The 24450-nt window shown below is 72.1% G+C and carries 19 protein-coding genes; 8 read left to right on the top strand and 11 right to left on the bottom strand.

Translation table 11 applies throughout. The annotated features are described in order from the left end of the window. Positions 1–4: 4 nt before the first annotated feature. Positions 5–622 carry a TetR/AcrR family transcriptional regulator gene (locus ACZ7OH_RS35435; protein WP_470284837.1) on the bottom strand — a complete coding sequence of 206 codons (618 nt, stop codon included), beginning with the start codon at positions 620–622 and terminating at the stop codon, positions 5–7. 67 nt (positions 623–689) lie between these two features. Here ACZ7OH_RS35435 and ACZ7OH_RS35430 point away from each other — a divergent pair, with 67 nt between their 5' ends. The 5 genes from ACZ7OH_RS35430 to ACZ7OH_RS35410 all read left to right on the top strand — a co-directional run bounded on the left by ACZ7OH_RS35430 (position 690) and on the right by ACZ7OH_RS35410 (position 6871). Continuing rightward, entirely contained in the window at positions 690–1328 is a 639-nt protein-coding gene (locus ACZ7OH_RS35430) for an MSMEG_1061 family FMN-dependent PPOX-type flavoprotein (protein ID WP_470284836.1), read from the top strand. A gap of 1 nt (position 1329) precedes the next feature. Beyond that, entirely contained in the window at positions 1330–2211 is an 882-nt protein-coding gene (locus ACZ7OH_RS35425; protein WP_470284835.1) for a PDR/VanB family oxidoreductase, read from the top strand. Positions 2212–2346: 135 nt separating this feature from the next. Beyond that, entirely contained in the window at positions 2347–3222 is an 876-nt protein-coding gene (locus tag ACZ7OH_RS35420; protein WP_470284834.1) for a helix-turn-helix domain-containing protein, read from the top strand. Positions 3223–3356: 134 nt separating this feature from the next. Continuing rightward, positions 3357–5132 carry a maleylacetate reductase and hydroxyquinol 1,2-dioxygenase domain-containing protein gene (locus ACZ7OH_RS35415; protein ID WP_470284833.1) on the top strand — a complete coding sequence of 592 codons (1776 nt, stop codon included), beginning with the start codon at positions 3357–3359 and terminating at the stop codon, positions 5130–5132. Then, entirely contained in the window at positions 5129–6871 is a 1743-nt protein-coding gene (locus ACZ7OH_RS35410) for an FAD-dependent oxidoreductase (protein ID WP_470284832.1), read from the top strand. Before ACZ7OH_RS35415 ends, ACZ7OH_RS35410 begins: the two co-directional genes overlap by 4 nt. On the opposite strand, the gene ACZ7OH_RS35405 is transcribed toward ACZ7OH_RS35410, so the two are convergent. The 10 genes from ACZ7OH_RS35405 to ACZ7OH_RS35360 all read right to left on the bottom strand — a co-directional run bounded on the left by ACZ7OH_RS35405 (position 6872) and on the right by ACZ7OH_RS35360 (position 22243). Continuing rightward, positions 6872–7783: a peptidylprolyl isomerase gene (locus ACZ7OH_RS35405; RefSeq protein WP_470284831.1), complete on the bottom strand. Its 912-nt coding sequence runs from the start codon at positions 7781–7783 to the stop codon at positions 6872–6874. 84 nt (positions 7784–7867) lie between these two features. Further along, entirely contained in the window at positions 7868–10144 is a 2277-nt protein-coding gene (locus ACZ7OH_RS35400) for a glycosyl hydrolase family 95 catalytic domain-containing protein (protein ID WP_470284830.1), read from the bottom strand. 25 nt (positions 10145–10169) lie between these two features. Then, positions 10170–12464 carry a glycosyl hydrolase family 95 catalytic domain-containing protein gene (locus ACZ7OH_RS35395; RefSeq protein WP_470284829.1) on the bottom strand — a complete coding sequence of 765 codons (2295 nt, stop codon included), beginning with the start codon at positions 12462–12464 and terminating at the stop codon, positions 10170–10172. A gap of 129 nt (positions 12465–12593) precedes the next feature. Continuing rightward, on the bottom strand, positions 12594–12848 hold the full coding sequence (locus ACZ7OH_RS35390; protein ID WP_470284828.1) for a hypothetical protein: 255 nt from the start codon (positions 12846–12848) through the stop codon (positions 12594–12596). Positions 12849–13089: 241 nt separating this feature from the next. Next, entirely contained in the window at positions 13090–14505 is a 1416-nt protein-coding gene (locus ACZ7OH_RS35385; RefSeq protein WP_470284827.1) for a M1 family metallopeptidase, read from the bottom strand. Positions 14506–14595: 90 nt separating this feature from the next. After that, entirely contained in the window at positions 14596–18492 is a 3897-nt protein-coding gene (locus ACZ7OH_RS35380; RefSeq protein ID WP_470284826.1) for a Pls/PosA family non-ribosomal peptide synthetase, read from the bottom strand. 254 nt (positions 18493–18746) lie between these two features. Beyond that, the gene (gene der / locus ACZ7OH_RS35375; protein WP_470284825.1) at positions 18747–20207 is read right to left on the bottom strand and encodes a ribosome biogenesis GTPase Der; all 1461 of its coding nucleotides are present in this window, start codon (positions 20205–20207) and stop codon (positions 18747–18749) included. Between the two features lie 16 nt (positions 20208–20223). Next, the gene (locus ACZ7OH_RS35370) at positions 20224–20883 is read right to left on the bottom strand and encodes a lysophospholipid acyltransferase family protein (RefSeq protein ID WP_470284824.1); all 660 of its coding nucleotides are present in this window, start codon (positions 20881–20883) and stop codon (positions 20224–20226) included. Next, positions 20880–21584, bottom strand: a complete 705-nt coding sequence (gene cmk, locus ACZ7OH_RS35365; protein ID WP_400899753.1) for a (d)CMP kinase — start codon at positions 21582–21584, stop codon at positions 20880–20882. Before cmk ends, ACZ7OH_RS35370 begins: the two co-directional genes overlap by 4 nt. 92 nt (positions 21585–21676) lie before the next feature. Continuing rightward, positions 21677–22243: a TetR/AcrR family transcriptional regulator gene (locus ACZ7OH_RS35360; protein ID WP_470284823.1), complete on the bottom strand. Its 567-nt coding sequence runs from the start codon at positions 22241–22243 to the stop codon at positions 21677–21679. A 66-nt stretch (positions 22244–22309) separates the two neighbouring features. Between ACZ7OH_RS35360 and ACZ7OH_RS35355 the strand changes: the two genes are divergently transcribed. The 3 genes from ACZ7OH_RS35355 to ACZ7OH_RS35345 are packed head-to-tail and all read left to right on the top strand — an operon-like array spanning position 22310 to position 24422. Further along, the gene (locus ACZ7OH_RS35355; RefSeq protein WP_470284822.1) at positions 22310–22702 is read left to right on the top strand and encodes a DUF4267 domain-containing protein; all 393 of its coding nucleotides are present in this window, start codon (positions 22310–22312) and stop codon (positions 22700–22702) included. Positions 22703–22738: 36 nt separating this feature from the next. Next, positions 22739–23221 carry a cation:proton antiporter regulatory subunit gene (locus ACZ7OH_RS35350; protein WP_470284821.1) on the top strand — a complete coding sequence of 161 codons (483 nt, stop codon included), beginning with the start codon at positions 22739–22741 and terminating at the stop codon, positions 23219–23221. A gap of 7 nt (positions 23222–23228) precedes the next feature. Beyond that, a complete protein-coding gene (locus ACZ7OH_RS35345; protein WP_470284820.1) occupies positions 23229–24422 on the top strand; it encodes a cation:proton antiporter in 1194 nt (397 codons plus the stop codon). Positions 24423–24450 lie beyond the last annotated feature (28 nt).

The raw sequence follows: 24450 nt of genomic DNA, 5'->3' as shown, positions 1-24450 counted from the left end.
CCGTTCACCCCTTGACGTAGCGGGTCAGCATCGCGACCATCTCGTCCTCGAGCCGCCGGGCGTCGATCGGGTCGGGCTCGGCCAGCAGGTCGTGGACGGCCAGCTCGACCGTCGCGATGACCAGGCGGGCCGCCGTGTCCGTATCGGCGACGCGCACCTCGGGGTGGCCCTCCAGGAGGGCGCGGGTGTGGCCGACCATGTCCCGCTTCACCCGGCCGATCCGCTCGAGCAGCTCGTTCGACCGCGGGGCCTGCTCGAGCAGCATCCGCAGCAGGTGCGGGTCGTCGAGGTGGGCTTCGACGGCGAGCCGGACGAAGACGCGGAAGGTCTCCTCGATCGAATCCGGCAGCGGGCCGGTCAGGACCTTCGCCGCGGCCGCCGTGCCGTCGTCGAGGTGGCGGATCAGCAGCTCGGCCAGGATCGCGTCCTTGTTCGGGAAGTACTGGTACAGCGAGCCGATCGAGATCCCGGCCCGCTCGGCGATGCGGTTGGTGGTGCCGGCGGCGTAGCCGTGGTCGGCGAAAACGTGAGCAGCCGCGGTCAGGATCCGCTGCCGGGTCAGCTCGGCGCGGACCTGACGCGGCTGTTTACGTGGCTGGATGCGGCGCTGGTCCGGCGTCACAGCCCCTCCCTCCGGTGAGCGTGGAAAGCGAGTAGTCAAGATCTGAGTATTTACTCATAATTATGGCATGACCAGCACAAACACGCTGACCCGCCGGTACCGGCGGGTATCCATGGCCGAGGTCCGGAGCCGGCTGGGCGCGCCCGAAGAGATGATCGAGGGCAAGAAGCTCGACCACATCGACAAGCACGCCCGCCGCTTCATCGCGCACTCGCCGTTCCTCGCGCTGGCCACCTCCGACGCCGCGGGCCGCGGGGACTGCTCGCCGCGCGGCGACTACCCCGGCTTCGTCAAGGTGCTCGACGAGCACACGCTCGCCCTGCCCGACCGGCCCGGCAACAAGATCGCCGACTCGTTCGGCAACATCGCCGAAAACGACCACGCCGGCCTGTTGTTCCTCATCCCCGGCATGCGGGAAGTGCTGCGCGTCAACGGAAGCGCGTACGTCACCGACGACGAGGACGTGCTCGCCCGGATGCGCACCGAAGCCAAGGCGCCGATGCTCGCCATCATCGTCGAGGTCGCCGAGTCGTACCTGCACTGCGGCCGGGCACTGCTGCGGTCGCGGCTGTGGGACCCCGCCAGCCAGGCGCTGGCCGCGGAGATGCCGTCGGCCGGCGAGATCGCCGCCGACCAGCTGGGCATCGCCGTCGCCCCGGCGATGTTCGACCAGGTCCTCGAAGAGAGCTACCGGAAGCTGTATTGACATGCAGAAGACGATCCTGGACCGCATCGAGCACGTCGCCGACGACGTCCTCTCCCTCGTGCTGCGCGGCGACGAAGGGCCCTTGGCGCCTTGGGAGCCCGGCGCGCACATCGACCTCGCGCTGCCGAACTGGCTGACCCGGCAGTACTCGCTGTGCGGCGATCCCGCCGACCTCTCCGCCTACCGCATCGCCGTCCGGCACGACCCGTTGAGCCGGGGCGGGTCGGAGTACGTCCACCTGTACCTGCGTCCCGGCCGGACGCTCGAAGTTTCGTTGCCGCGCAACCACTTCCCGCTCGTACCCGCGCCGGAGTACCTGTTCCTGGCCGGCGGGATCGGGATCACGCCGATCGTGCCGATGCTGCGGGCCGCCGGCGCCGGGGCGACGCTGGTGTACACGGGCCGCTCGCCTTCGGCGATGCCGTTCGCGGCGGAGCTGCGGGCCGAGTACGGCGATCGCGTGCGGCTGTTCGACCACGGCCGCCCGGACCTCGCGGCCCTGGCGGCGGAGTTCCCGTCGGCGGAGGTCTACTGCTGCGGCCCGGCGTCCATGGTGGACGCGGCCGAAGCGCTGTTCCCCCGCGTGCACACCGAACGCTTCCAGCCAGCCCAGCGCGTCTTCGAGCCGGACACGCCGTTCGAGGTCGTGTGCGCCCGCTCCGGGCAGACCCTCCGGGTGCCGGCCGACGAATCCCTGCTGGACGTGCTGAACCACGCCGGGAAGCCGGTGCCGTCCGGCTGCCGCGAAGGTGTCTGCGGGAGCTGCGAACTGTCCGTCCTCGACGGCGATCCCGAGCACCGCGACGACATCGGCGCACCGGAGGGGCGGATGTACCCGTGCGTGTCGCGCGCGCTGTCGCCCCGGCTCGTGCTGGACGTCTGAATGATCCTGAAGGTGCGCCGCCCGGCACGACGTCGACGGTGACCGGCCCGCGCGGCTCGTGCGTCAGCTCGTCACCTGGCAAGGGCGCGCGGTTCGCGTACCATCGCGAACAGCCTCGACGTCGAGGAGGCAGGCGTGGGCGAACTCGGGCTGGGCGACACCAACGGCATCCTCGCGCTGCCCTGGGTGCGGCCCGAACGCACCAGCGCCGGGCTCGGCTGGGACCGGGTCTACCTCTCCAAGCAGCGGGAACGTCCGTACCGCGCCGAGTTCGCGGCCGCCGCCAGCCACCAGCTGATCCTGCACCTCGACGGCCCGGTGACGGTCCGGCGCGGCGTCGGGACCCCGCGCGAGCGCAGCCGCCGGATGCCGGTGGGCGGGCTTTTCCTGCAGCCGTCGCACGCGGATTTGTCGGTCGAGCTGGGCGGAGAGCTCGAGACGGTGCACGTGTACGTCGCGGACGACGCCGTGCAGGAGGCCGCGGGTGAGCACGCGCCGATCCGGCTCGCCGAGGAGCTCGGCAGCACGGACCCCCTGCTGGAGCAGCTGGTGCTCAGCTTGGACGGCGTGGTCCGCGACTGGGAACCGAGCGCGCGCACGTACGCGGACCAGCTGGGCGCGCTGGTCGCCGCGCAGCTGGTCCGCCGCCACCACGCGGGCCCGGTTCCCGAGCCGGCGACGGCGCGGGGACTGTCCGACCGGCAGTTCACGAGGGTCCGGGACTTCATGGCCGAACGCCTGGCCGAGGCGGTGCCACTGGCCGAGCTGGCGGCGCTGGCGGGGTTGAGCGTGAGCCAGTTTTCGCGGCAGTTCAAGGCGCGCACGGGGGTGCCGCCGCACCGGTATCTGCTGAGGTTGCGGGTCGAGCGCGCGGGGTTGCTGCTGCGCACGGGTGACGACCCCATCGCGGAGATCGCCGCTCGGTGCGGGTTTTCCCATCAGGAGCATCTGACGCGGGTGCTGCGGGCGCAGCTGGGCACGACCCCGGCGGCCCTGCGCCGGACGGGCTGAGGCTTCGACCGGGCCGAGCCCGGCGGCGCCGACTGCCCCACGCTCCGCCGTCATCCGCCGGTTCGCGCGTTTCGTGCCGAGCCGCAGCACGAACGTGCAGGACCGCTCCCCTCCCCACCCGGATACTCCCCCGCATGACCTCGTTCACCTACGCCGCCAACCCCGTCCGGGTGATCTTCGGCCGCGGCACCCTCGGCGCCCTCGGGGACGAGGTCCGCCGCCTCGGGATGAACCGCGTTCTGCTCGTCGGCACCCCTCGCCACGCCGACCGAGCCGCCGAAAACCTCGGCCCGCTCCTGGCCGCCCGGTTCGAAGATCCCGCCATGCACACCCCCGTCGACGTCACCGAGCGCGCCCTCAAGGTCGTCGCCGAGCACGACGTCGACGGCGTCGTCGCCGTCGGCGGGGGCTCGGCCACCGGGCTCTCCAAGGCCATCGCCCTGCACACCGACCTGCCGCAGCTGATCGTCCCGACCACCTACGCCGGCTCGGAACTCACCGCCGTCCTCGGCCAGACCGCCGACGGCCGCAAGACCACCAAGAAGAACCCGAAAGTCCGGCCGGAAGCCGTCCTCTACGACGTCGACCTCACCCTCGGCCTGCCCGTCCCGCTCTCGGCCGCCAGCGGGCTCAACGCCCTCGCCCACGCCGTCGAAGCCCGCTACGCCCCCGACGCCAACCCCATAACCGACCTCCTCGCGAACGAAGCCGCAAAACTCCTCACCAGCGCCCTCCCCCGCATCGCCGCCGATCCGTCCGATGTGGACGCCCGCACCGACGCCCTCCGCGGCGCCTACCTGGCCGGCACCTGCCTGGACGCCGTGCAGATGGGCTTGCACCACCAGCTCTGCCACCTCCTCGGCGGCAAGTTCGGCCTGCCCCACGCCGAGACGCACGCCGTGCTCCTCCCCTACGTCATGGCGCACAAGGGTCTCGACGACGCCGGCGAAGTCTTCGCCCTCGCAGACGGCCTCCCGATCCCGCACTCGCTGGCCGAACTGGGTCTCACCGAAGCGGACATCGCCGGCGAACCGGAAGCCGACCTGCTCCGCCAGGCCCTCACCGGCACCCACCCCGCCGCGCCGCCCAGCCTCAAGGCGCTCACCCAGCAGGTCGTCGACAGCTTCGCCGCCGCGCCCGACCGCGTCCGCACCCTGCTCACCGACCTCGTCGAGACGCTGCACGCCTACGCCATCCGCACCGACCTCACCCAGGACGAGTGGGAGTACGCGATCGGGTTCCTCACCCGCGCCGGACACATCACCACCGACACGCGGCAGGAGTTCATCCTGCTGTCGGACACCCTCGGCGTGTCGAGCGTCGTCGACGTCCTGACCAACTCGCGCACGCCGGACACGACCCCGTCGGCCGTGCTCGGCCCGTTCTACGTGGACGGTCCACCGGAGACCCCGCAGGGCGCGAACCTGGCCGAAGGGCTGCCGGGCACTCCCTTGTGGACGGACATCCGCGTCACGGACACCGAAGACCACCCTGTCGCCGAAGCGATCGTCGACGTCTGGCAGTCCAATGAGGACGGTTTCTACGACGTCCAGCTGCCCGAGGTGGACGGCCCGGTCCTGCGCGCCCGCTTCCGCACCGACGAAGACGGCCGGCTGCGGTTCCGCACCATCGTCCCGAGCGCCTACCCGATCCCGGCCGACGGCCCGGTCGGGCAGATGCTCGACGTCGTCGGCCGGCACCCCTACCGGGCGCCGCACGTGCACTTCATGATCGCCAAGCCCGGCTACCGCACGCTGATCACCCAGCTGTTCGTCGCCGGCGGCGAGTACCTCGACTCCGACACCGTCTTCGGCGTCAAAGACGGCCTCATCGTCGACTTCGCCGAACAGCCCGACGGCACCGGACGCCGGCTCGAGTTCACCTTCCGCATCTCAGGGAGCAGCGCATGACCTACGACACCGACGTCATCGTGGTCGGCAGCGGCCCGGCCGGCGGCTCCGCGGCCCTGCTGCTCGCCACCTACGGCGTGCCCACCGTGCTGGCCACCAAGTACGGCTGGATGGCCAACACGCCCCGCGCGCACATCACCAACCAGCGCACCATGGAGGTGCTGCGCGACCTCGGCGTCGAGGACAAGGCCCTCGCCGTGGGCACGCCGCCGGAGCTGATGGGCGACACCGTGCTCTGCACATCGCTGACGGGTCCGGAGATCGGCCGCATCGCGAGCTGGGGCACCGGCGACCGGTCGGCGGCCGAGTACGCCGCGGCGAGCCCGTGCCACATGATCGACCTCCCGCAGACCTACCTCGAGCCGATCCTGGCCAGCGAAGCCGCCGCGCGCGGCGCGAAACTGCGGCTGGACACCGAGTTCCTCGACTTCACCCAGGACGAAACCGGTGTCACGGCCCGGTTCCGCGACCGCGTCCGCGGCGACGAGTTCACCTTGCGCGCCAAGTACCTCATCGGCGCGGACGGCGCCCGCAGCCGCGTCGCCGACCAGGCCGGGCTGTCGATCGCCGGGCAGACCGGCAAAGCGGGCAGCATGAACATCACGTTCACCGCCGACCTCGCGCCGTACGTCGCGCACCGGCCGAGCGTCCTCTACTGGGTCATGCGGCCCGGCGCACACCTCGGCGGCATCGGGATGGGCCTGGTCCGGATGGTCCGGCCGTGGAACCAGTGGCTGCTGACCTGGGGTTACGACATCGAGCAGGCGCCACCGGAGGTCGACGTCGAGGAGGCGACGCGGCTGGTGCGCGACCTGGTCGGCGACCCGGACCTCGACGTCGAGATCACCTCGACGTCCCTGTGGACGGTCAACCACAACTACGCGACGGAGTACCGCAGCGGCCGGGTGTTCTGCGCCGGCGACGCCGTGCACCGGCACCCGCCGTCCAACGGGCTCGGCTCGAACACCTCGATCCAGGACTCCTACAACCTCGCGTGGAAGCTCGCGATGGTGCTTCGCCGCGAAGCGGGCGAAGGGCTGCTCGACAGCTACACCGCCGAACGCGCTCCCGTGGGCAAGCAGATCGTCGACCGCGCGAACCTGAGCCGCGACCAGTTCGGGCCGATCTTCGCCGCGCTGGGCATCACCGGCGACACCGACGCCGACGGCATCACGGCCGGGCTCGAGACCTGTCTCGCGCCGACGGCCGAGGGCGCGCGGAAACGGCGTGAGCTGGAGAAAGCGATCGAGCTCAAGCACTACGAGTTCAACGCCCACGGAGTCGAAATGGACCAGCGGTACGCCTCGGGCGCGGTGCTGCCCGACGGCGTCGCCGCCGAGGCGGACCGCGACCCCGAACTGTTCCACCGGCCGAGCACCGAGCCGGGCGCGAAGCTGCCGCACGCGTGGCTGGTCGGCCCGCACGGCCGCCGGGTGTCCACTTTGGACCTCGTCGGCGACGGCCGCTGGACGGTGCTGACCGGGCTGACCGGCACGCCGTGGCGCGACGCGGCGGCCAAGGTGGGCGCCGAGCTGGGCCTCGACGTGCGCGCGGTGCGCGTCGGCGACCCGGAAGGCCGTGACGCGTACGGCGACTGGGCACGCCTCAGCGGCATCGACGAGGACGGCTGCTTGCTGGTCCGTCCGGACGGCTACGTCGCCTGGCGCCACCGCACGGCGTCGCCCGAAGCGGCGAAGTCGCTGCTCACGGCGTTGCGGAAGCTGCTCGACCGGCCCTGATCACGGCGTGCTGACCTGGGTGAAGGTCACCGGGATCTTCGGCGGCCCGCTGCCGTCGCCGAGGGCCGACTTGGCCGTGTCGACGCCGCCCTGGGCGACCTTGTCCAGCACGGCCAGGCCGGGGTCGTCGATGCTGCCGAACACGGTGTACTCCGGCGGGATCTCCGTCGTGCCGTAGACCAGGAAGAACTGGGAGCCGCCGGAGTCGGGCTGGTCGGTCTTCGCCATCGCGAGGACGCCGCGGCCGTAGGTCAGCTCGGGGAACACCTCGTCGCGGATCGTGTAGCCGGGGCCGCCGGTGCCGTCGCCGACCGGGTCGCCGCACTGCAGCATCCGCAGCCCGGACGCCACGGACAGCCGGTGGCACGACGTGCCGTCGTAGAACCCCTGCTTCACCAGGCTCAGGAAGTTGACCACGGTGCACGGGGCGAGCGCGCGGTCGAGCGTGAGCCCGATGGTGCCGGCGCTCGTCGCGAGCCGCACGGGGACGGTGCCGGACGACCGCGCCGGGCCGTCGGGCGGCGGCGCGACCTTCTTCGGCGCCGGCGAAATCGATTCGGGGGTGAAAGCGCACGTCACCGGATCGGCCAGCGGCTTCGGCCGTTTCGGCAGCGGGGCCCGGCCGTCGGCGGGCGGCGCCACCGGGACGCTCGTGGTCGCCGGGGTGGGCGACACGACCGTCGCCGAGCCGGCGGGCCGGGTCCCGATGGCGCTCCGGGCGTCCGGCTCGCGCAGGAACCCGGGATAACCCCAGGCCAGGAACGCGAGCGCCATCAGGATGACGACGACGACCGACCCGGCGATCAGCACGACCGCCGCCGGCGAGGTCTTCTTCGGCGGCACCGGCGGCTGCCACTGCGGGTACGAGTACGGCGGTGGGCCGTACCCCGGTCTGCCGTCCGGCTCGCTCATCCACGCTCCCTCGTCGGAAGCACCATTCTGCCGCGCGGACCGGCGCGCGGGGCGCGAACGCGCAAAGCCGGCCCGATCACCCCCTCACGGCAGCCCCCACGGCGTGCTCGCCCCGCCGGGCGCCACCGGCCGCACCGCGAAGTCCGGCCGATCGCCCTTCCGGTACACGAAGGCGTCCTCACCCCGTCCCAGCTCGACCTGGATGTCTCCATTGGCCAGCCGGCGCCAGCGCCGCGCCCGGCCTCGCGCGTCCGTCACCGCCGGCTCGCCGTCGATGCCCGGCCGCAGCACGCACGGCGCTCCTGCCTCGCTATGCACCTTCAGCCAGCGCGTCTTCCCCGCCGCCCGGGACGCGCTGAGCAGGAACGCGCCTTCGGTCCGGAAGTCGCGCAGCGCGATGTCGCCCCAGGCCGCGGGCACCGCCGGGAACAGCCGGACCACCCCGCCCCAGCTCTGGACCAGCATGTCCTGCACGGACTTCGCCGCCGACAGCGGTGTCTCGATGACCGGCCCGGACTCCTTGTACATGGTGTTCGGCTGGATGTACCGGCGCTGCAGTTCGCCGAGGTAGAAGGCCGCCTGCTCGCCGCGCAGCATCTGCGCCGAGATCGACGCCGCCCCGGTGAACGTGTAGCCCTGCAGCGCGCCTTCGAAGCCGACCCAGTGGTTCAGCGACGTCTCGATGATCTGCCGGTGCTCCGGCTGTTCCCAGGTGACGTCGTAGAGCGGGTAGATCTGCAGCAGGTGCGAGTAGTGCCGGTGCGACTTAGCGAACGGCACGCCGGCGCCGATCATGTACCCGTTCGCGTCGGCCGGGTAGTCGACGAGGTTCGCCAACACGTCCCGCCACTTCGGCGCGAGCGGGTCGCCGGGCGCGTTCTGCAGCAGCGTCTTGCAGCCCCAGCGGATCAGCGAGAGGTCGTAGTTGCAGTCCGGCGCGTTGACGCCGTACTCGGGTGAGAACGTCGGCGGCAGGTGCAGCTTGCCGTCCGGGCCCGGTGCGAGGAAGTGCAGGTAGTAGTTGATCGCCTTGCGCAGCAACGGGACCAGCGTGCCCTGGAGCAGCGACCGGTCCATCGTGTGCCGGTAGGACAGCCACACGTTGTGCAGCGCCCACGTCAGGTTGCCGACCTCCGGTGTCGGCGTGTCGTGCCCGGGGATGCCGACCGGGAACCCGCTGGTGACGTTCGAGACGCCGTTGAGCAGCGTCATGTCGGTCGTGCGCGGGATGCCCGCCGAGTCGGCCTGGTACGGCGACGCGACCTGGCTGGTCAGGTTGGCCCGGTACTTGTCGAGCGCGTGGCTGACGGCGTCCAGCTCCAGGTGGTTCGAGCCGTGGATCAGCCAGTATTCGAGCTGCACGTTGAGGTTCCACCACGTCGCCGGCCACGGCGTGTTCTCCAGCCACGGCCCCGACGTCGCCATCACCGGCGCCTCGCGCCGGGCCGCCGACGCGACCTTGTACAGCTGGATCCAGTAGAAGCTCTGCAGCCGGGTGTCCGGAATGGACACGAAGCTGCGCTGGTAGTAGTCGTGCCACCAGCGGCGGTGGTCCTGGGTGAGCGCCGCGAACGGCTCCGCGTGGCGGACCGTCGAGAGCGCCCGCGCCGCCGACGTCTTTGCCGGGTGCGACCACGCCACCGATGTGTACAACGTCCGCGCCCCGCCGCGGGCGACCTCGCGCCACGCCGTCACGTGCTCGCCGCCGGCCAGCAGCGGCTGCACGGCCAGCCGCGCGTCGCCGCTGCCGCTCAGCTGCACCGGCGGGTTCGCGGTGTAGCCGTCCGGCGGCGGCTTGTTCCACACCGGGTCGGCGCGCGGGCTGACCGCGACCGCCGGGTGGAACACCCACTTGAACCCGCGTTCCCCTTCCGAGGGCCGGATTTCGACGGCGAGCAGCGACTGTCCGGTGTGGACGATCGCGCGCAGGCTCAGGCTGCCCGCGGCCGTGGTGATCGTGCCGGTCAGCTCGGCGTTCCACAGGTCCATCCGCCAGTCGATCGCGGTGATCGCGCCGACCGGTTCGAGGGTGAAGTACCCGATCGGCAGCCGGGCCAGGCCGAACAGCGAGCCGAACTCGGGGCGGTGGTCCTGCACCTGGCTGTGCTGGACGTTGAACCGGATGGCGTTCTGCCCGGGTTCGGCGTAGATGCCGGACCCGAGGAACCCGTTGCCCAGGAACGGTCCCTCGTACCAGGTCTTCGGCAGCCGGCGCCAGTACAGGTCGGCGGTGCCGAGGAACCCGGCCCAGGCGAAGTCGTCGCCGCCGGGTTCGGCGGCGAAGGCGGGCGTGATCCCGGCCGCGCCGGCGGCGATCCCGGCGAGCGCGCCACCGAGCACGGTCCTGCGGGTGATGTCCATCCGACCTCCTCGTCGAAAGCGGGTTTCAGCTCGGCAGGCCCCACGCCGGCGCGGGGCCGAGGGCGGGGACGTCCCGCGGCGCGCAGTCCGGCCGCCCGCCTCGCGGGGTGACGACGGCGGTGCCGCCGCGGCGCAGCCCGATCGCGATCCGCCCGGGTCCGGCCGGGCGCCACGGCAGGCGGCGGCCGTGCTCGTCGCGGACGTCGACGTCCCCGGCGACGCCGTGCTGGAGGACCAGCGGCTCACCGGCTTCGCTGTGCACGCGGACGAACTCCGTGCGGCCGTCGCGGCGGGAGGCGTCCACGAGGAACGCGCCTTCCGCGCGCAACCCGGCGATCGAGGCGTCCCGCCAGGTCGCCGAGACCGACGGGAAGATCTTGAGCACGCCGCCGGAGCCCTGCATCAGCATGTCCACTACGGACTGCGCGGCGGTGATCGGGCTCTCGATGGCGAAGTTGGCACCCTCGCGGTACATCGTGTTCGCCGTCAGCTCGGTGTCGGCGACGACGTTGCGGTCGAGGAAGAACTTCAGGTAGCGCAACGCTTCCTCGGGCGCGTCCATCACGGACTTCATCGAAGACGCGGCCGCGTAGCTGTATCCGTGCCAAGCGGACTGGTCGGCGACCCAGTGGTCGAACGTCCGGGTCATGACGTCGCAATCCGCCGGCCGGTCCCAGACCTTCTCCCGCAGCGGGTAGAGCCACAGCAAGTGGGAGAAGTGCCGGTGCGACGCGGACAGCGGGACGCCGTCGCCGATCAGCACGCCGTTCGCCGGATCTTCGTGGTACGGCACGAGTTTCGCACCGATCTCGCGCCAGATCGGCACGCGTGGTTCGTCGAGGCGAAGGAGCCGCGCGGTGTCGACGAGCGTCCGGGCGGCCCACCGGATCAGCGACAGGTCGTAGGTGCAGTCGGGCGCGTCGGCGTACTCCGGCGAGCGGGTCAGCGGCAGGTGGAGCGACCCGTCCGGGCCGGTGAACAGGAAGTGGCGGTAGAAGTTCAGCGCCTTGGCCAGCGTCGGGTACAGGACGTCGCGCAAGACCTGCCGGTCGAGGTGGTGGCGGTAGGCGAGCCAGACGTTGTGCAGGCCCCACAACAAGTTCCCGGTCTGGTCGGTCTTGGACGTCGTGCCGGGGACGCCGACCGAGCGCGTGCCGCCGGGCCGCAGCCGCCAGTCCCCCGGGTGCGAGAGCGCGTAGGTGTCGCCGTCGCGGTAGGCCGGCGGCACGGACGTCTCGAGGTTCGCGTGGTCGCGCCGGAACGTCTCGGTGACGGCGTCGAGTTCGGGGTGGTTGCTGCTGTTCACGATCGGGTAGGTGACCTGGACGTTGAGGTTCCACCACACAGCGGTCCAGCTGTTGCCGACCTCGGGGAACCACGGTCCCCACTCGGACACCACCGGCCCGTCCGCGCGGGTGGCGGCGGCGATCTTGTACAGCTGGATCCAGTAGAACCGCTGGACCTGCTTGTCCGGCACCGAAACGAAGCTGCGGCGGTGGTAGTCGTTCCACCAGCGGCGGTGACGGGCCAGCAGCGCGTCCGGGTTCGCGGCAAGCGCTTTCTCGATGCTTCCGCGGGCGTCCGCAGTGTGCGTGGTGCCCGGGAAGCTGTAGGCGACGGTGGCGGCGAACAGCCGTCTCGTGCCGATCGCCCGCTCCTGCCACGCGGTGGTGTACCCGCCGCCGGCGAGCATCGGCTGCGCGCAGTAGCCGTCGGCGACCTCGGGGGCGGGGTTGGCGACGTACTCGGGCGGCTTGCGCACGGTCCGGGTCGTCGCCGACTCCAGTGGCTGGAAGGCCCAGGCGGCGCTCTTTTCGCCGTCGCTCGGGGTCAGCGAGACGAGCAGCACGCCGAGGTCGTTGTGCACGACGGCGGAGAAGGCGACCGAGCCGCGGGTGGTGGTGATGGTGCCGCCGAGTTCGGCGTTGTAGAGGTCGAGCGTCCAGTCGACGGCGGTGATCGCACCGGCGAAGGTGAGAGTGAGGTAGCCGATCGGCAGGCGGGACAGCCCGATGCCGGCCTCCCACTGGATCCGCTGGTCCTGCACCTGGGTGTGGCTCAGCATGACCTTGAGGGTGTCGGGTGTCTTGCCGGCGTAGACCTGGGCACCGAGGTAGCCGTTGGCGAGGAAGGGACCTTCCTGCCAGTTCCCGGGAAGCCGCTTCCAGACCATCCGCGCATCGGCGGCGACGTCCCGGTGCGGGTTCCCCGCGCTCGCGGCGGCGGGCGACGCGGCCCGAGCCCAGAGTCCCCCGAACGCGGCGGCCCCCACCGCGACCGACGCCGAGCGAAGCACCGCACGCCGCGACACTGCATCCATGAAGTGTCCTCCGAATTCATACTACGTTTCGGTGCGTTCAGCAGGCGGCGTGCGGCCATACTTGCAGAGGGCGTCCCGAAACGCCAGGAGGATTCACCCGGAAAGCGGCAGAGACATCCGATGTATAGCTCAGATCTGGGCGATCAAGGTGTCGGCCGCCCAGCTCTCCCACCGCTCGGGCGACCAGCCGCGGTCCCGGACGAACACCTGGTACTGCTCCGGCCTCAGCAGGTCGGCGGCGTGCTCGGCGGTCATCCCGGCCCGCACCCCCGGCTTGGCCACCAGGGACCGGGCGGCTTCGAGGTGGACGGCGAACCGGGGGTCGGCGCCGGCGTCCCATTGCCCGGCGACCGCCGAGTCGGCCGACGCGGCCGCGCGCGGCATCTCGACGATCGGGGCGACGCGGCCGGGTTCACCGGCATCCGCGTCGAGCCGGTCACCGCGCCGATGGACTACGGCCGCGACGCCGCCGACGCGGACCGGTCCGCACCAACCTGGCCGGACTCGACCCGGGTGTCGTCGAACGGACGCGGGAGCAGCTGGAGGAAGGGCTCGAGGCGTACGAAACCCCGGAAGGGGTCCGGATCCCGGGCGCGGTCTGGCTGGTGGACGCGATCCGGACTGCCTAGGCGCCGGGCAGCGGGGGCAGCGCCGGAGTGAACAGCCACCGCGTGAAGAACGCGTCCAGCGAGCGGGCCGCGTAAGCCTCGGCCATCGCGACGAACTGCTCCGTGGTCACCAGCCCGTGCCGGTGGTCCCCCGTCCACGCCTTCAGCAACGCGAAGAACGCCGGGTCCCCGATCTCCGCCCGCAGCGCGTGCAACGTCAACCCGCCGCGCTTGTACACGCGCTCGTCGAACAACCGGGACACGCCCGGGTCCGCGATCCGGACGTCGGCCGGTTTGGCCTTGATGCGCGTGTGCCAGCTGCGGGCCAGCGCCTGGGCCGACTGGCCGCCCGACTCCTCCGACCACAGCCACTCCGCGTACGTCGCGAAGCCCTCGTTCAGCCAGATGTGCCGCCAATCCGCCACCGTCAAGCTGTTGCCGAACCACTGGTGGGCCAGCTCGTGCACCACCAGCCGCTCGTACGTGCGGCGGCCGTCGACGTGGTTGGCGCCGAAGATCGCCATGCCTTGCGCCTCGATCGGGTCGTCGAGGTCGTCGTCGGTGACGACGATGACGTACTCGTCGAACGGGTACGGCCCGAACAGCCGCTGCAGCATGTCGATCATCCGGCCCTGCCGGCCGAAGTCGCGCTCGAACGCGCGCCGCAGCCGCGGGGGTACGGCGGCTCGCTGCGGCACCGTCTGCAGGACCGAGTCGACGTGACCGCGGCCGAAGCCGAGCGTGAATCGGCGCGCGCCGACCCCCGTGTGGGGGAACCAGCCGCGGCCGGTCAGCTCCAGCTCGTCGTACCGGCCGAGCTGGACGCTCATCAGGTACGTCGCCGTCGGCTCGGGCCGCTCGAACACCCACCGCGTCGTGCTGCCCCCGATGGACCGCTCGACCAGGTTGCCGGTGACAGCGACCAGGTACGGCGACGCCGTCGTCAGGGTCACGCGGTACGCGGCCTTGTCCGACGGGTGGTCGTTGCACGGAAACCAGGACGGCGCCCCGACCGGCTGGCTCGCCACGAGCGCGCCGTCGGTCAGCTCGTCCCAGCCGACGTCGCCCCAGCGGCTGCGCACCGGACGCGGGTTGCCTACGTAGTGCACTTCGATCGTGAACGCGGCACCCGGCGCGATCGACTTCGCCGGCCGGACGTGCAGCTTCGCGCCGCGCTTCAGGTACTTCGCGGGCTTGCCGTCGACGAGCACGCGGTTGATCCGGAACTCGCCGAAGTCCAGGCTGACGCGGGAAAGCGCCTGCGTCGCCTCGGCGGTGAGCACCGCGGACGCCGAGAGCCGGTTCGGCCCGACCTTGTAGTCGAGGTTCAGGTCGTAGTGCCGGACCCGGTAGCCGCCGTTGCCGTGCGCGGGGAGGTAGGGGTCACCCGAGGTGTCCGCGCCGGGGGCCGGTGCCGGAGCCTTCGAAATCACCCGTTGCGAACCTTTCGTCGAGCGGCCGTACCAAACCAGGCTCGCACGGACGGGTGAGTCCGGCGAGCCAGGCGGGTACTTCGTGACCTTCTACTTACCCGTCCACGCGGAGATCGGGTTCCCGAGCCAGCGCGTGTCGGCCGGCACCTCGTCGCCGCGGGTCACCAGCGAGCCGGGGCCCACCGTGGTGCGCGCGCCGATGCCGGCGCCCGGGAGCACGATGCCGTGCGGGCCGAGCGTCGCGCCTTCGCCGAGCGCCACGCGCGACATACTCATGATCCGGTCGTGGAACAGGTGCGTCTGCACGACGCAGCCGCGGTTGATCGTCGCGCCGTCGCCCAGCGACACCAGGTCCGCCTCGGGCAGCCAGTACGTCTCGAGCCAGACACCGCGGCCGATCTTGACGCCCATCGTGCGCAGCCACGCGGTCAGCAGCGGGGTGCCGCCGACCGAGCCGATCAGCCACGGCACCGCGAGCGCCTCGACGAAGGTGTCGGCCAGCTCGTTGCGCCAGACGAAGGAGCTCCACAGCGGGTGGTCGATCTCGCGGAACTTGCCGACCAGCAGCCACTTCATCGCGGTCGCGGTCAGCGCCGCCACGATCCCGGCGGCCAGCAGGGCGGGCCCGGCCAGCAGCAGGGCGACGCCGAAGCCGAACGCCGTCGCCGCCCACAGCAGCCCGAAGGCGACCGAGACCGTCAGCGCGACCCCGCACATCACCGGGATGATCCGGCACAGCTCGACCAGCGCCCGCGCCGCCTTGAAGTGCAGCGCCGGGGTGTAGGTGCGGCTGGTGTCGGCCTCGCCGACCGCGCGGCGGACCGGCAGCGGCGGCATCCCGAGGTACGACGAGCCCTTCTTCGCCTTCAACGGCGTCGAGGACAGGACGCCGACCAGGCCGCGCTTGGGCACCGACCGGCCGGGCGCGGTCATCCCCGAGTTGCCGAGGAACGCCTGCTTGCCGATCCGGGCCGGAGCGACGTGCAGCCAGCCGTGGCCGAGCTCGTAGGTGGCGACCATGGTGTCGTCGGCCAGGAACGCGCCGCTGTCGACCTTGGTCATCTTCGGCAGCGCCAGGACCGTCGACGCCTCGACGTTGCGGCCGACCTTCGCGCCGAGCAGCCGCAGCCACACCGGCGTGAACAGGCTGGCGTACAAGGGGAACAGGCCTTCGCGGGCCATGTTCATCAGGCGCTCGGTGGCCCAGACCTGCCACGCGACGCGGCCGTGCACCGGGTGGTAGCCCTCGACCATGCCGATGCTCAAGCACCGGACCCCGACCAGCACGAGCAGCATGTACGCCAGGAAGTACGCGGCGGTCGCGGCCGGGACGAAGACCAGCGCGCGGGTGAACGCGTCCAGCAGCGTCGGCGCACCGGCAATCGCGTAGCCGAGCACGGCGACACCCGCGAGCGCGGCCACGCCGGGCAGGAAGCCGAGCGCCAGGGAGGTCGCGCCGTAGACGGCGGCCCAGAAGTGCGACCGCGGCGGGCGGCTCGACGGCCACTTCAGCGCGTCGCGCTCGTCCTTGGCCACGCGCGCGGCGGGCGAACCGGCCCAGCGCTGCCCGGCCGGGACGGCGCCGCGGACGGTCGACCCGGCCGCGATCTCCGCGCCCTTGCCGATCCGGACACCCGGGAAGAGCGTGCTTCGCGCGCCGATGCGGGCCTCCGCGCCGACGCGGACCTTCCCGATGTGCACGACGTCGCCGTCGACCCAGTGGCCGGTCAGGTCGACCTCGGGCTCGATCGCGGCGCCGCGGCCCAGCTTGAGGAAGCCGGTGACCGGCGGCGGCGAGTGCAGGTCGACGTCCTTGCCGATCCGCGCGCCGAGCGCCTTGGCGTACGTCGTCATCCACGACGCGCCGGCGACGCTGTCCGCGCCGGAGAACTCGGCGAGCTTCTCGGCCGTCCACAGTCGCAAGTGGACACTGCCGCCACGCGGGTACGTGCCGGGGCGGACGCCGGAGAGCAGCACGCGCGCGCCGCCCGCGGCGATCGCGATGCGGCCGGCCGGGCTGAACAGCACCAGCCAGGCCAGGCCGACCCACGCCCAGCTCAGCGTCGGCGCCCAGGCGAACCCGAGCAAGGACAGGACGTTCGACAGCGCGGCGGCGAGCGTCGCCCAGCGCAGCCCGACCAGGCCCATCAGCGGGACCATCAGCAGCGTCTGGACGACCCCGGCGCGCCGCGGGGTCGGCGCGATGTCGCGGCGCTCGGTGGCCTGGCCGCTCAGCGCGTCCAGCATCGCGGCCAGCGCGCCGAGCTTCGGGTAGGCGTAGACGTCGGCGACCGACACCTGCGGGTGGCGGGTGCGGATGCGCGCGACGACCTGCGCGGCAGTGAGACTGCCGCCGCCGTGGGTGAAGAAGTCGGCCTTCGGGTCGTCGACCGACACGCCGAGGATCTCGGCCCAGCCTTCGGCGAGCCACGTCTCGGTCGGCGAGAGACCGGCGGCGTCCACAGTGGACAGCGGCCACGGGAGCGCGTTGCGGTCGACCTTGCCGGACGTGCGGGTCGGCAGGTCGTCGACGACGGCGAGCAGCGGCACCAGCGCGGCGGGCAGGTGCTCGCGCAGCCGGGTCGCGGACTCGTCCTGGTCGAACGGGACACCGGCGGCCGGGACGACGTACCCGACGAGGACCTGGTTGCCGGCCTTGGTGCGGCGGATCGCGGCGGCCGCGCCCTGCACGCCCGGCAGGGCCTGCAGCGCGGCGTCGACCTCGCCCAGCTCGATGCGGCGGCCGCCGAGCTTGACCTGCTCGTCGAGGCGGCCCAGGAACAGCAGGCCGTCCTCTTCGGCGCGGACCATGTCGCCGGAGCGGTAGGCGCGCTGCCAGCCCAGCGACGGCAGCGGCGCGAACTTCTCGGCGTCCTTCTCGGCGTCGAGGTAGCGGGCCAGGCCGACGCCACCGATGACCAGCTCGCCGGTCTCGCCCATGGCGACCGGCTCGCCCTCGTCGTTGACGACGGCGAGCTGCCAGCCGGCCAGCGGCAGGCCGATCCGGACCGGGCCCTCGCCGGTCAGCTGCGCGGCGCAGGCGACGACGGTGGCCTCGGTCGGGCCGTAGGTGTTCCAGACTTCGCGGCCTTCGACGGCGACGCGCTCGGCCAGCTCCGGCGGGCAGGCTTCGCCGCCGAAGATGAGCAGGCGGACGTCTTCGAGGGCGTCGGCGGGCCACAGCGCGGCCAGCGTCGGCACGGTCGAGACGACGGTGATGCCCTGCGCGACCAGCCAGGGGCCGAGGTCGACCCCGGTGCGGACCAGCGCGCGCGGCGCCGGGACCAGGCACGCGCCGTGCCGCCAGGCCAGCCACATCTCTTCGCAGGAGGCGTCGAAGGCGACGCTCAGCCCGGCCAGCACGCGGTCGTCCGGGCCGATCGGCTCCTCGGTCAGGAAGAGCTCGGCCTCGGCGTCGACGAACGCCGCGGCGGACGCGTGCGTCACCGCGACGCCCTTGGGCTTGCCGGTGGACCCGGAGGTGAAGATGATCCAGGCGTCGTCGGCCGCACCGGGGACGCCGTCACGGCCGCCCGGGGTGCTGTGGACCTCGATCTTGCCGTCGGTGGCGACGGCCGCGACCTGGGCCTCTTCGAAGACCAGCTCGGCGCGCTCGTCCGGGTCGTCCGCGTCGACCGGCACGTAGGCGGCGCCGACGGACAGGGTGGCGAGGATCGCGACGTAGAGCTCGGCGGTGCCGGAGGAGATCCGGATGCCCACGCGGTCGCCCAGGCCGACGCCGTACGAGCGCAGGCGGCGGCCGTAGGCGTCGATCTCCTCGAGCAGCCGGCGGTAGGTCAGGGTGGTCGTGCCGTCGTCGATCGCGGCGGCGGCCGGGTACCGCTCGGCGGTCTCCGCGACGATGTCGAGCAGGGTGCGCTCGCCGGCGCCGAGACCGGACCAGAACAGCGCCCGGTCGGCGACGGGGGCGGCCACGGGCGTGGAGAGCACCGGGGCCGTTTCGGCGGGTTCGATCGTGACGGTCATCGGGCGTTCACCTCGACCGGAACGAAGACGTGCAGGGACGGACTATGGGCGCGCAAGCCCATCACTCACCTTCCGCGAGCCTCACCGGGCTTGCTCTCCTGAATGAGGCGCCCGCAACGACCCTCCACCATACTCGCTGGTGAAGGAAATATATCTTCCCGGTCACGACGGAGTGTCGGACCTCACGATCACGGCCCTGACCAGCGTGATCCAGGTCGCAATCGACGGACCACGCCGGCCGGGGCGTCAGGAAATCACCGCGTGCGCGCGGCTTTTCCGCCGATCTTCGGTTTCGCCTTCTTTTCGCGAACCCGCACATTCACCCGAACGGGGCTGCCCGCGAAACCGAACTGTTCGCGGAACTTGCGCTCGATGAACCGGCGGTAGCCCGCCTCGAGGAAGCCGGTGGTGAACAGCACCAGCGTCGGCGGCCGGATGCCGGCCTGCGTCGCGAACAGCACCTTCGGCTGCTTGCCGCCCCGGACCGGCGGCGGGGTCGCCGCGATCAGGTCGGACAGCCACGCGTTGAGCTGCCCGGTAGGCACCCGCTGGTCCCACGACGCCAGCGCCGTCCGCAGCGCCGGGGCGATCTTGCGCACCGAACGGCCGGTCAGCGCCGAGATGTTGACCTTCTCCGCCCACGGCACGCGGACCAGGCCGCGCTCCAGCTCGCGGACCATCGCGTGCCGGCGGTCCTCGTCGACCAGGTCCCACTTGTTGAACGCGAGCACGCAGGCACGCCCGGCCTCGACGACCATGGTCAGCACCCGCAGGTCCTGCTCCGAGATCGGCTCGGCCGCGTCGAGCAGCACGATCGCGACCTCGGCCGCGTCGATCGCGGTCTTGGTGCGCAGCGAGGCGTAGTACTCGGCGCCGGCGGCGAAGTTCACGCGCTTGCGCAGGCCGGCCGTGTCGACGAACCGCCAGGTCTCGCCGTCCAGCTCGACCAGCGAGTCGACCGGGTCGACGGTGGTGCCCGCGACCGAGTCGACGACCGAGCGCTCCTCGCCGGAGAGCTTGTTCAGCAGGCTCGACTTGCCGACGTTCGGCTTGCCGACCAGCGCGACGCGCCGCGGGCCGGTCGAGACGCCGCCGCCCTCGCGCGGCGCCTCGGGCAGGGCCTTGAGGATGGCGTCGAGCAGGTCGCCGGAGCTGCGGCCGTGCAGCGCGCTGACCGGGTGCGGCTCGCCGAGGCCGAGCGACCACAGCGACGCGGTGTCCGCGAGCAGCCGGTCATCGTCGACCTTGTTGGCGGCCAGCAGCACCGGCTTCTTGGAGCGGCGCAGGACCTTCGACACGGCCTCGTCGGTGGCGGTGGCGCCGACCGAGGCGTCGATCACCAGCAGCACGGCGTCCGCGGACTGCATGGCCAGCTCGGCCTGCGCGGCGACGGAGGCCTGCAGCCCGGTCGCGTCCGGCTCCCAGCCGCCCGTGTCGACCAGGGTGAACTTCCGCCCGCCCCAGTAGGCGTCGTAGGCGACGCGGTCGCGGGTCACGCCCGGCACGTCCTGCACGACGGCTTCACGGCGGCCGAGGATGCGGTTGACCAGCGTCGACTTGCCCACGTTCGGGCGGCCGACGACGGCGAGCACCGGCTGCCCGAGGGCGGCCTCCTCGGCCAGCTCGGCCGCCTCGATCTGCGCGTCGAGCGCGGCGAACTCGGTCTCATCGGACCAGGTGCCGTCGACTTCGCCGACGCTGTCGAACTCTTCCATTACAACCCAATTTCCCTTATGGCGTAACGAATCCGTTTTCGGTACGCCAATCGTCCAAAGTCTTCACGAGCGCCGCGAGCTCGCCGCGCAGCTCTTCGGTGCCCTGGTCGAGCCCGGTCTTGCCGGGGCCGACCTTCGGCGTGAACGGCTCCCCCACGAGGATGTCCACGCGGGGGCGCCAGCGCCTCTTGCCGTCGGCAGGCTTGCGCGTGCCCCGCGTCGCGACCGGGAGCACGGTCGCACCGGAGGCCCGGACGAGCCAGGCCGCGCCGCGTTCGGCCGCACCGACGTCCCCGGCACCGCGGGTGCCTTCGGGGAAGATCCCGACGACGCCGCCGTCCTTGAGCACGCCGACCGCGGTGAGCAGCGGCTTGCGGTCGATCTCGCCGCGCTTGAGCGGGATCTGTCCGATCGCCAGGAAGAACTTCCCCACGATCCCGCCGAACATCTCGGCCTTGACCAGGAACGCCGAGCGGCGCGGCAGCATTCCGAAGATCAGCTGCGGTTCGATCATCGAGCTGTGGTTGGCGATCACGAGCACGGGCCCGGTGGCGGGCATGCGCTCACGGCCGTGCACGCGGATGCGGAAGGCCGACCGCAGATGATACCGGGCGAAGACCCGCCCGGCGTCGTGGAGCCAGCCGACGGAGCCTTCCGGCAACCCGTCAGCTTTCATCGGGCGACCTCGGCGTTGCACCCCGCCAGCAGGCCGCGGTGGCTGGCCAGTTCGCTGAGGGCGACGATCACCTGGTCGATCGACAGTTCCGAGGTGTCGACGTGCACGGCGTCGTCGGCCGCGCGCAGCGGCGAGGCGGCGCGGGTCGAGTCGAGGTGGTCGCGGCGTTCGACGCTCGCGAGGGCGTCGGCGACCGACGACTTCCGGCCGGCCGCGGTGTCCTGGGTGCTGCGGCGCGACGCGCGGACGTCGGCCGACGCGGTGAGGAAGACCTTCAGCGGCGAGTCCGGCGCGACGACCGTGCCGATGTCCCGGCCCTCGACGACGATCCCGCCGCGGTGGCCCACGACGTCCTCGATGATCTGCCGCTGCCGGGCGACCAGCAGCTCCCGCACGTGCGGGACGGCGGAGACGGGCGAGACGGCCTTGGTGACCTCGGGGCCGCGGATGTCGGCGGCGACGTCCGCGCCGGCCAGCCGGATCTCGGGCCGGTCGGGGCTGGTGCCGATGGCGAAGTCGGTGGCGTCGGCCAGGCGGGCGACGGCGTCCGCGTCGGCCGGGTCGACGCCCGCGCGCAGCACGGCGAGGGTGACCATCCGGTACATGGCGCCGGTGTCGAGGTAGCCGGCCCCGAGCCGCTGGGCGAGCTTGCGCGCGACGGTGGTCTTCCCGGTCCCCGACGGGCCGTCCAGCGCGACCACACCACGTAGGGCTCCCGTCACCGGCACTCTCCTCGCGTTCTCGTCAACGTTCTCCGCCGGTGTCCATTCTGCCGGTCGGGCCGCGGAGGAGATCAGTCGCCCCGCACGCCGAAGCGGGCGACCACCAGCGAGAGGCGCTCGTCACGGTGCTCCCGGGACAGCCGGTGGCCCCGGTCGAGGGTGATCAAGCCGTGCAGCGTGCTCCAGAACACCTCGGTCAGGACGCCCGCGTTCCGGGTGCCCGCCACCGGCTCGATGACCGCGAGGAGCTCCGCGAAACTCGCCTTCATCACCTCCGGGGTGTCGTCCTCGGCGAACCGCAGCTCCGAGGCCAGGGTGAACATCGCGTCGTAGAGGGCCGGCTTCGCCTCGGCGAACTCGACGTACGCCCGCGCGACCCCGGCCAGGCCGGCGGCGCGGGCCGCGGCCAGCGCCGTGGCCAGCTCGCCGAAGCCCTCCAGGGCGGCCGCCGCCATGATCGCGTCCTTGCCGCCCGGGAAGTGGCTGTAGAGCACCGGCTGGCTGTACTCGATCAGCGCCGCGAGCCGGCGGGTCGTGACCGCGTCCCAGCCTTCCGCCTCGGCCAGCTCCCGGGCCGCGGTGACGATCCGCTGCCCCCGCTCGGTCCGGTCGCGCACACGCCGTTGTCGCTGGGTCATACGTCACACCCTAGCACTGCTAGACAAACTAGCGCCGCTAGATTAGCGTTGCTAGCAATCCTAGCGATGCTAGAAAACGAAGGGAACACCATGATCGTCACCGGCTACATCCTCGTCGCGATCGTCTCACTCGGCATCATCTACGTCGGCCTCAACTACGTCTTCGCGCCGGCGAAGACCGCCGCGAGCTTCGGCTTCACCGAGGTCCCCGAGAACGCCGAAAGCTTCCTCAACATCAAGGGCGGCCGCGACATCGGAGCCGGCCTGGTCCCGCTGGCCCTGATGATCTACGGCGACCCGCACGCGCTGGGCTGGGTCTTCCTCACCGCGGCCCTCTGGCCCGTCTTCGACATGCTGATCGTCCTGCGCCACCGGGGGAAGAAGGCCATCGCCTTCGGAGTCCACGGCGTGACCGCGGCCGTGATGGTCGTCGCGGCGGCGCTCCTGCTGCTCGGCTGAACACCGCGAATCGGACACGTGAGTTACGGTGGTTGGGTGAACGTCGAAGTAACTCCCCTGCCCGGCATCGGGGTCCGCAAGGACTTCAGCACCCGGACCGGCCGCCGCATCGGCGTCGTGACCCAGCGGGACGGCCACACCGAGCTCATCGTGTCCAAGTCGGACGACCCGGACGCCTGTGCCGCCTCGATCCCGCTGACCGCGGACGAGGCGGGCACGCTGGCCAACCTGCTCGGCGCGCCGCAGCTGGTCGCCCAGCTGACGGAGGAGCACCGGGACCTGCCGGGGATCAGCACGCGGCAGCTGCCGGTCAAGCCGGCCGGCCCCTTCGACGGCCGGACGCTCGGCGACACGGCGATGCGCACCCGCACCGGGGTTTCGGTGGTCGCGGTGGCGCGGGCGGGGCAGGTGCACCCCTCGCCGACGCCCGACTTCACGCTCACCGGCGGCGACCTGCTCGTCGCGGTCGGCACCGGCGAGGGCCTCGAAGCCGCCGTCAAGATCCTGAAGTACGGCTGAGCGCACGATGGACCACACCGCGCTGTCCCTGATCGAACTGGGGGCGGTCTTCTTCGTGCTGGGCGCGCTCGGGCGCCTGGCCGGCAAGATCGGCCTCTCCCCCATCCCGCTCTACCTGCTCGGCGGCCTCTGCTTCGGTTCCGGCGGGCTGATCCCGCTCACCGACATCGGCGGCTTCACCCACCTGGCCAGCGAAATCGGCGTCGTGCTGCTGCTTCTGCTGCTGGGGCTCGAATACTCCGCGGCCGAGCTGTTCACCGGGCTGCGCCGGTCGTGGACGGCGGGGCTGCTCGACATCGTGCTCAACGCCGCCCCCGGCGCGGCGGTCGCGCTGCTGCTCGGCTGGGGCCCGGTCGGCGCGATGGTGATGGCGGGCGTCACGTACATCTCGTCGTCCGGGATCGTCGCTAAGGTCCTCGGCGACCTCGGCCGGCTCGGCAACCGCGAGACGCCGGTGGTGCTGTCGATCCTCGTGTTCGAGGACCTCGTGATGGCGCTCTACCTGCCGATCCTCACGGCGGTGCTGGGCGGGGTCTCGCTGCTCGGCGGCATGGAGGCCGTCGGGATCTCGCTGCTGGTGATCACGGTGGTGCTGGTGATCGCGCTGAAGTTCGGCCGGTACGTCTCGGCGGCGGTCGACAGCCCCGACCGCGAGGTGTTCCTGCTCAAGGTCCTCGGCGCGGCGCTGCTGGTGGCGGGGGTGGCCTCGGCGATGCAGGTGTCGGCGGCGGTGGGCGCGTTCCTGCTCGGCATCGCGATCTCCGGTTCGACGGCGGAGAACGCGACGCACCTGCTGGAGCCGTTGCGCGACTTGTTCGCGGCGGTGTTCTTCGTGGTGTTCGGGCTCAACACGAACCCGGCGTCGATCCCGCCGGTGCTCGGCTGGGCGATCGTGCTGGCGGTGGTGACGACGCTGACGAAGGTCGGCACCGGCTGGTGGGCGGCGCGCCGGCAGGGCATCGGGAAGATGGGCCGGGCCCGCGCGGGAGCGGCGTTGGTCGCGCGGGGCGAGTTCTCGATCGTGATCGCGGGGCTGGCGGTGACGGCGGGCGCGGTGGACGGCGAGCTGGCGGCACTGGCCACGGCGTACGTGCTGCTGATGGCGATCCTCGGCCCGACGGCGGCGCGGGTGGTGGAGCCGATCGCCCGGGCGCTGCAACGGAAGTCGGCGACGCGGACGGCTCCCGCCGAGGCGAACTGAAGCCGATAACCGGTCGCGCGCGGCGAGG

The organism is Amycolatopsis sp. NPDC114478 (assembly GCF_055633805.1).
Note: the sequence above shows the minus strand (reverse complement) of the source record. Positions and strands in the feature narration are given on the sequence as shown.

Bases quoted from the DNA above. Each gene is read 5' to 3' on its own strand.
- ACZ7OH_RS35355 (WP_470284822.1), top strand. From the start codon at position 22,310: ATGCTAGAAAACGAAGGGAACACCATGATCGTCACCGGCTACATCCTC.
- ACZ7OH_RS35370 (WP_470284824.1), bottom strand. From the start codon at position 20,883: ATGAAAGCTGACGGGTTGCCGGAAGGCTCCGTCGGCTGGCTCCACGAC.
- ACZ7OH_RS35345 (WP_470284820.1), top strand. From the start codon at position 23,229: ATGGACCACACCGCGCTGTCCCTGATCGAACTGGGGGCGGTCTTCTTC.
- ACZ7OH_RS35400 (WP_470284830.1), bottom strand. From the start codon at position 10,144: ATGGACATCACCCGCAGGACCGTGCTCGGTGGCGCGCTCGCCGGGATC.
- ACZ7OH_RS35425 (WP_470284835.1), top strand. From the start codon at position 1,330: ATGCAGAAGACGATCCTGGACCGCATCGAGCACGTCGCCGACGACGTC.
- ACZ7OH_RS35390 (WP_470284828.1), bottom strand. From the start codon at position 12,848: ATGCCGCGCGCGGCCGCGTCGGCCGACTCGGCGGTCGCCGGGCAATGG.
- ACZ7OH_RS35395 (WP_470284829.1), bottom strand. From the start codon at position 12,464: ATGGATGCAGTGTCGCGGCGTGCGGTGCTTCGCTCGGCGTCGGTCGCG.
- ACZ7OH_RS35410 (WP_470284832.1), top strand. From the start codon at position 5,129: ATGACCTACGACACCGACGTCATCGTGGTCGGCAGCGGCCCGGCCGGC.
- ACZ7OH_RS35380 (WP_470284826.1), bottom strand. From the start codon at position 18,492: ATGACCGTCACGATCGAACCCGCCGAAACGGCCCCGGTGCTCTCCACG.
- der (WP_470284825.1), bottom strand. From the start codon at position 20,207: ATGGAAGAGTTCGACAGCGTCGGCGAAGTCGACGGCACCTGGTCCGAT.
- ACZ7OH_RS35415 (WP_470284833.1), top strand. From the start codon at position 3,357: ATGACCTCGTTCACCTACGCCGCCAACCCCGTCCGGGTGATCTTCGGC.
- ACZ7OH_RS35405 (WP_470284831.1), bottom strand. From the start codon at position 7,783: ATGAGCGAGCCGGACGGCAGACCGGGGTACGGCCCACCGCCGTACTCG.
- ACZ7OH_RS35430 (WP_470284836.1), top strand. From the start codon at position 690: ATGACCAGCACAAACACGCTGACCCGCCGGTACCGGCGGGTATCCATG.
- ACZ7OH_RS35360 (WP_470284823.1), bottom strand. From the start codon at position 22,243: ATGACCCAGCGACAACGGCGTGTGCGCGACCGGACCGAGCGGGGGCAG.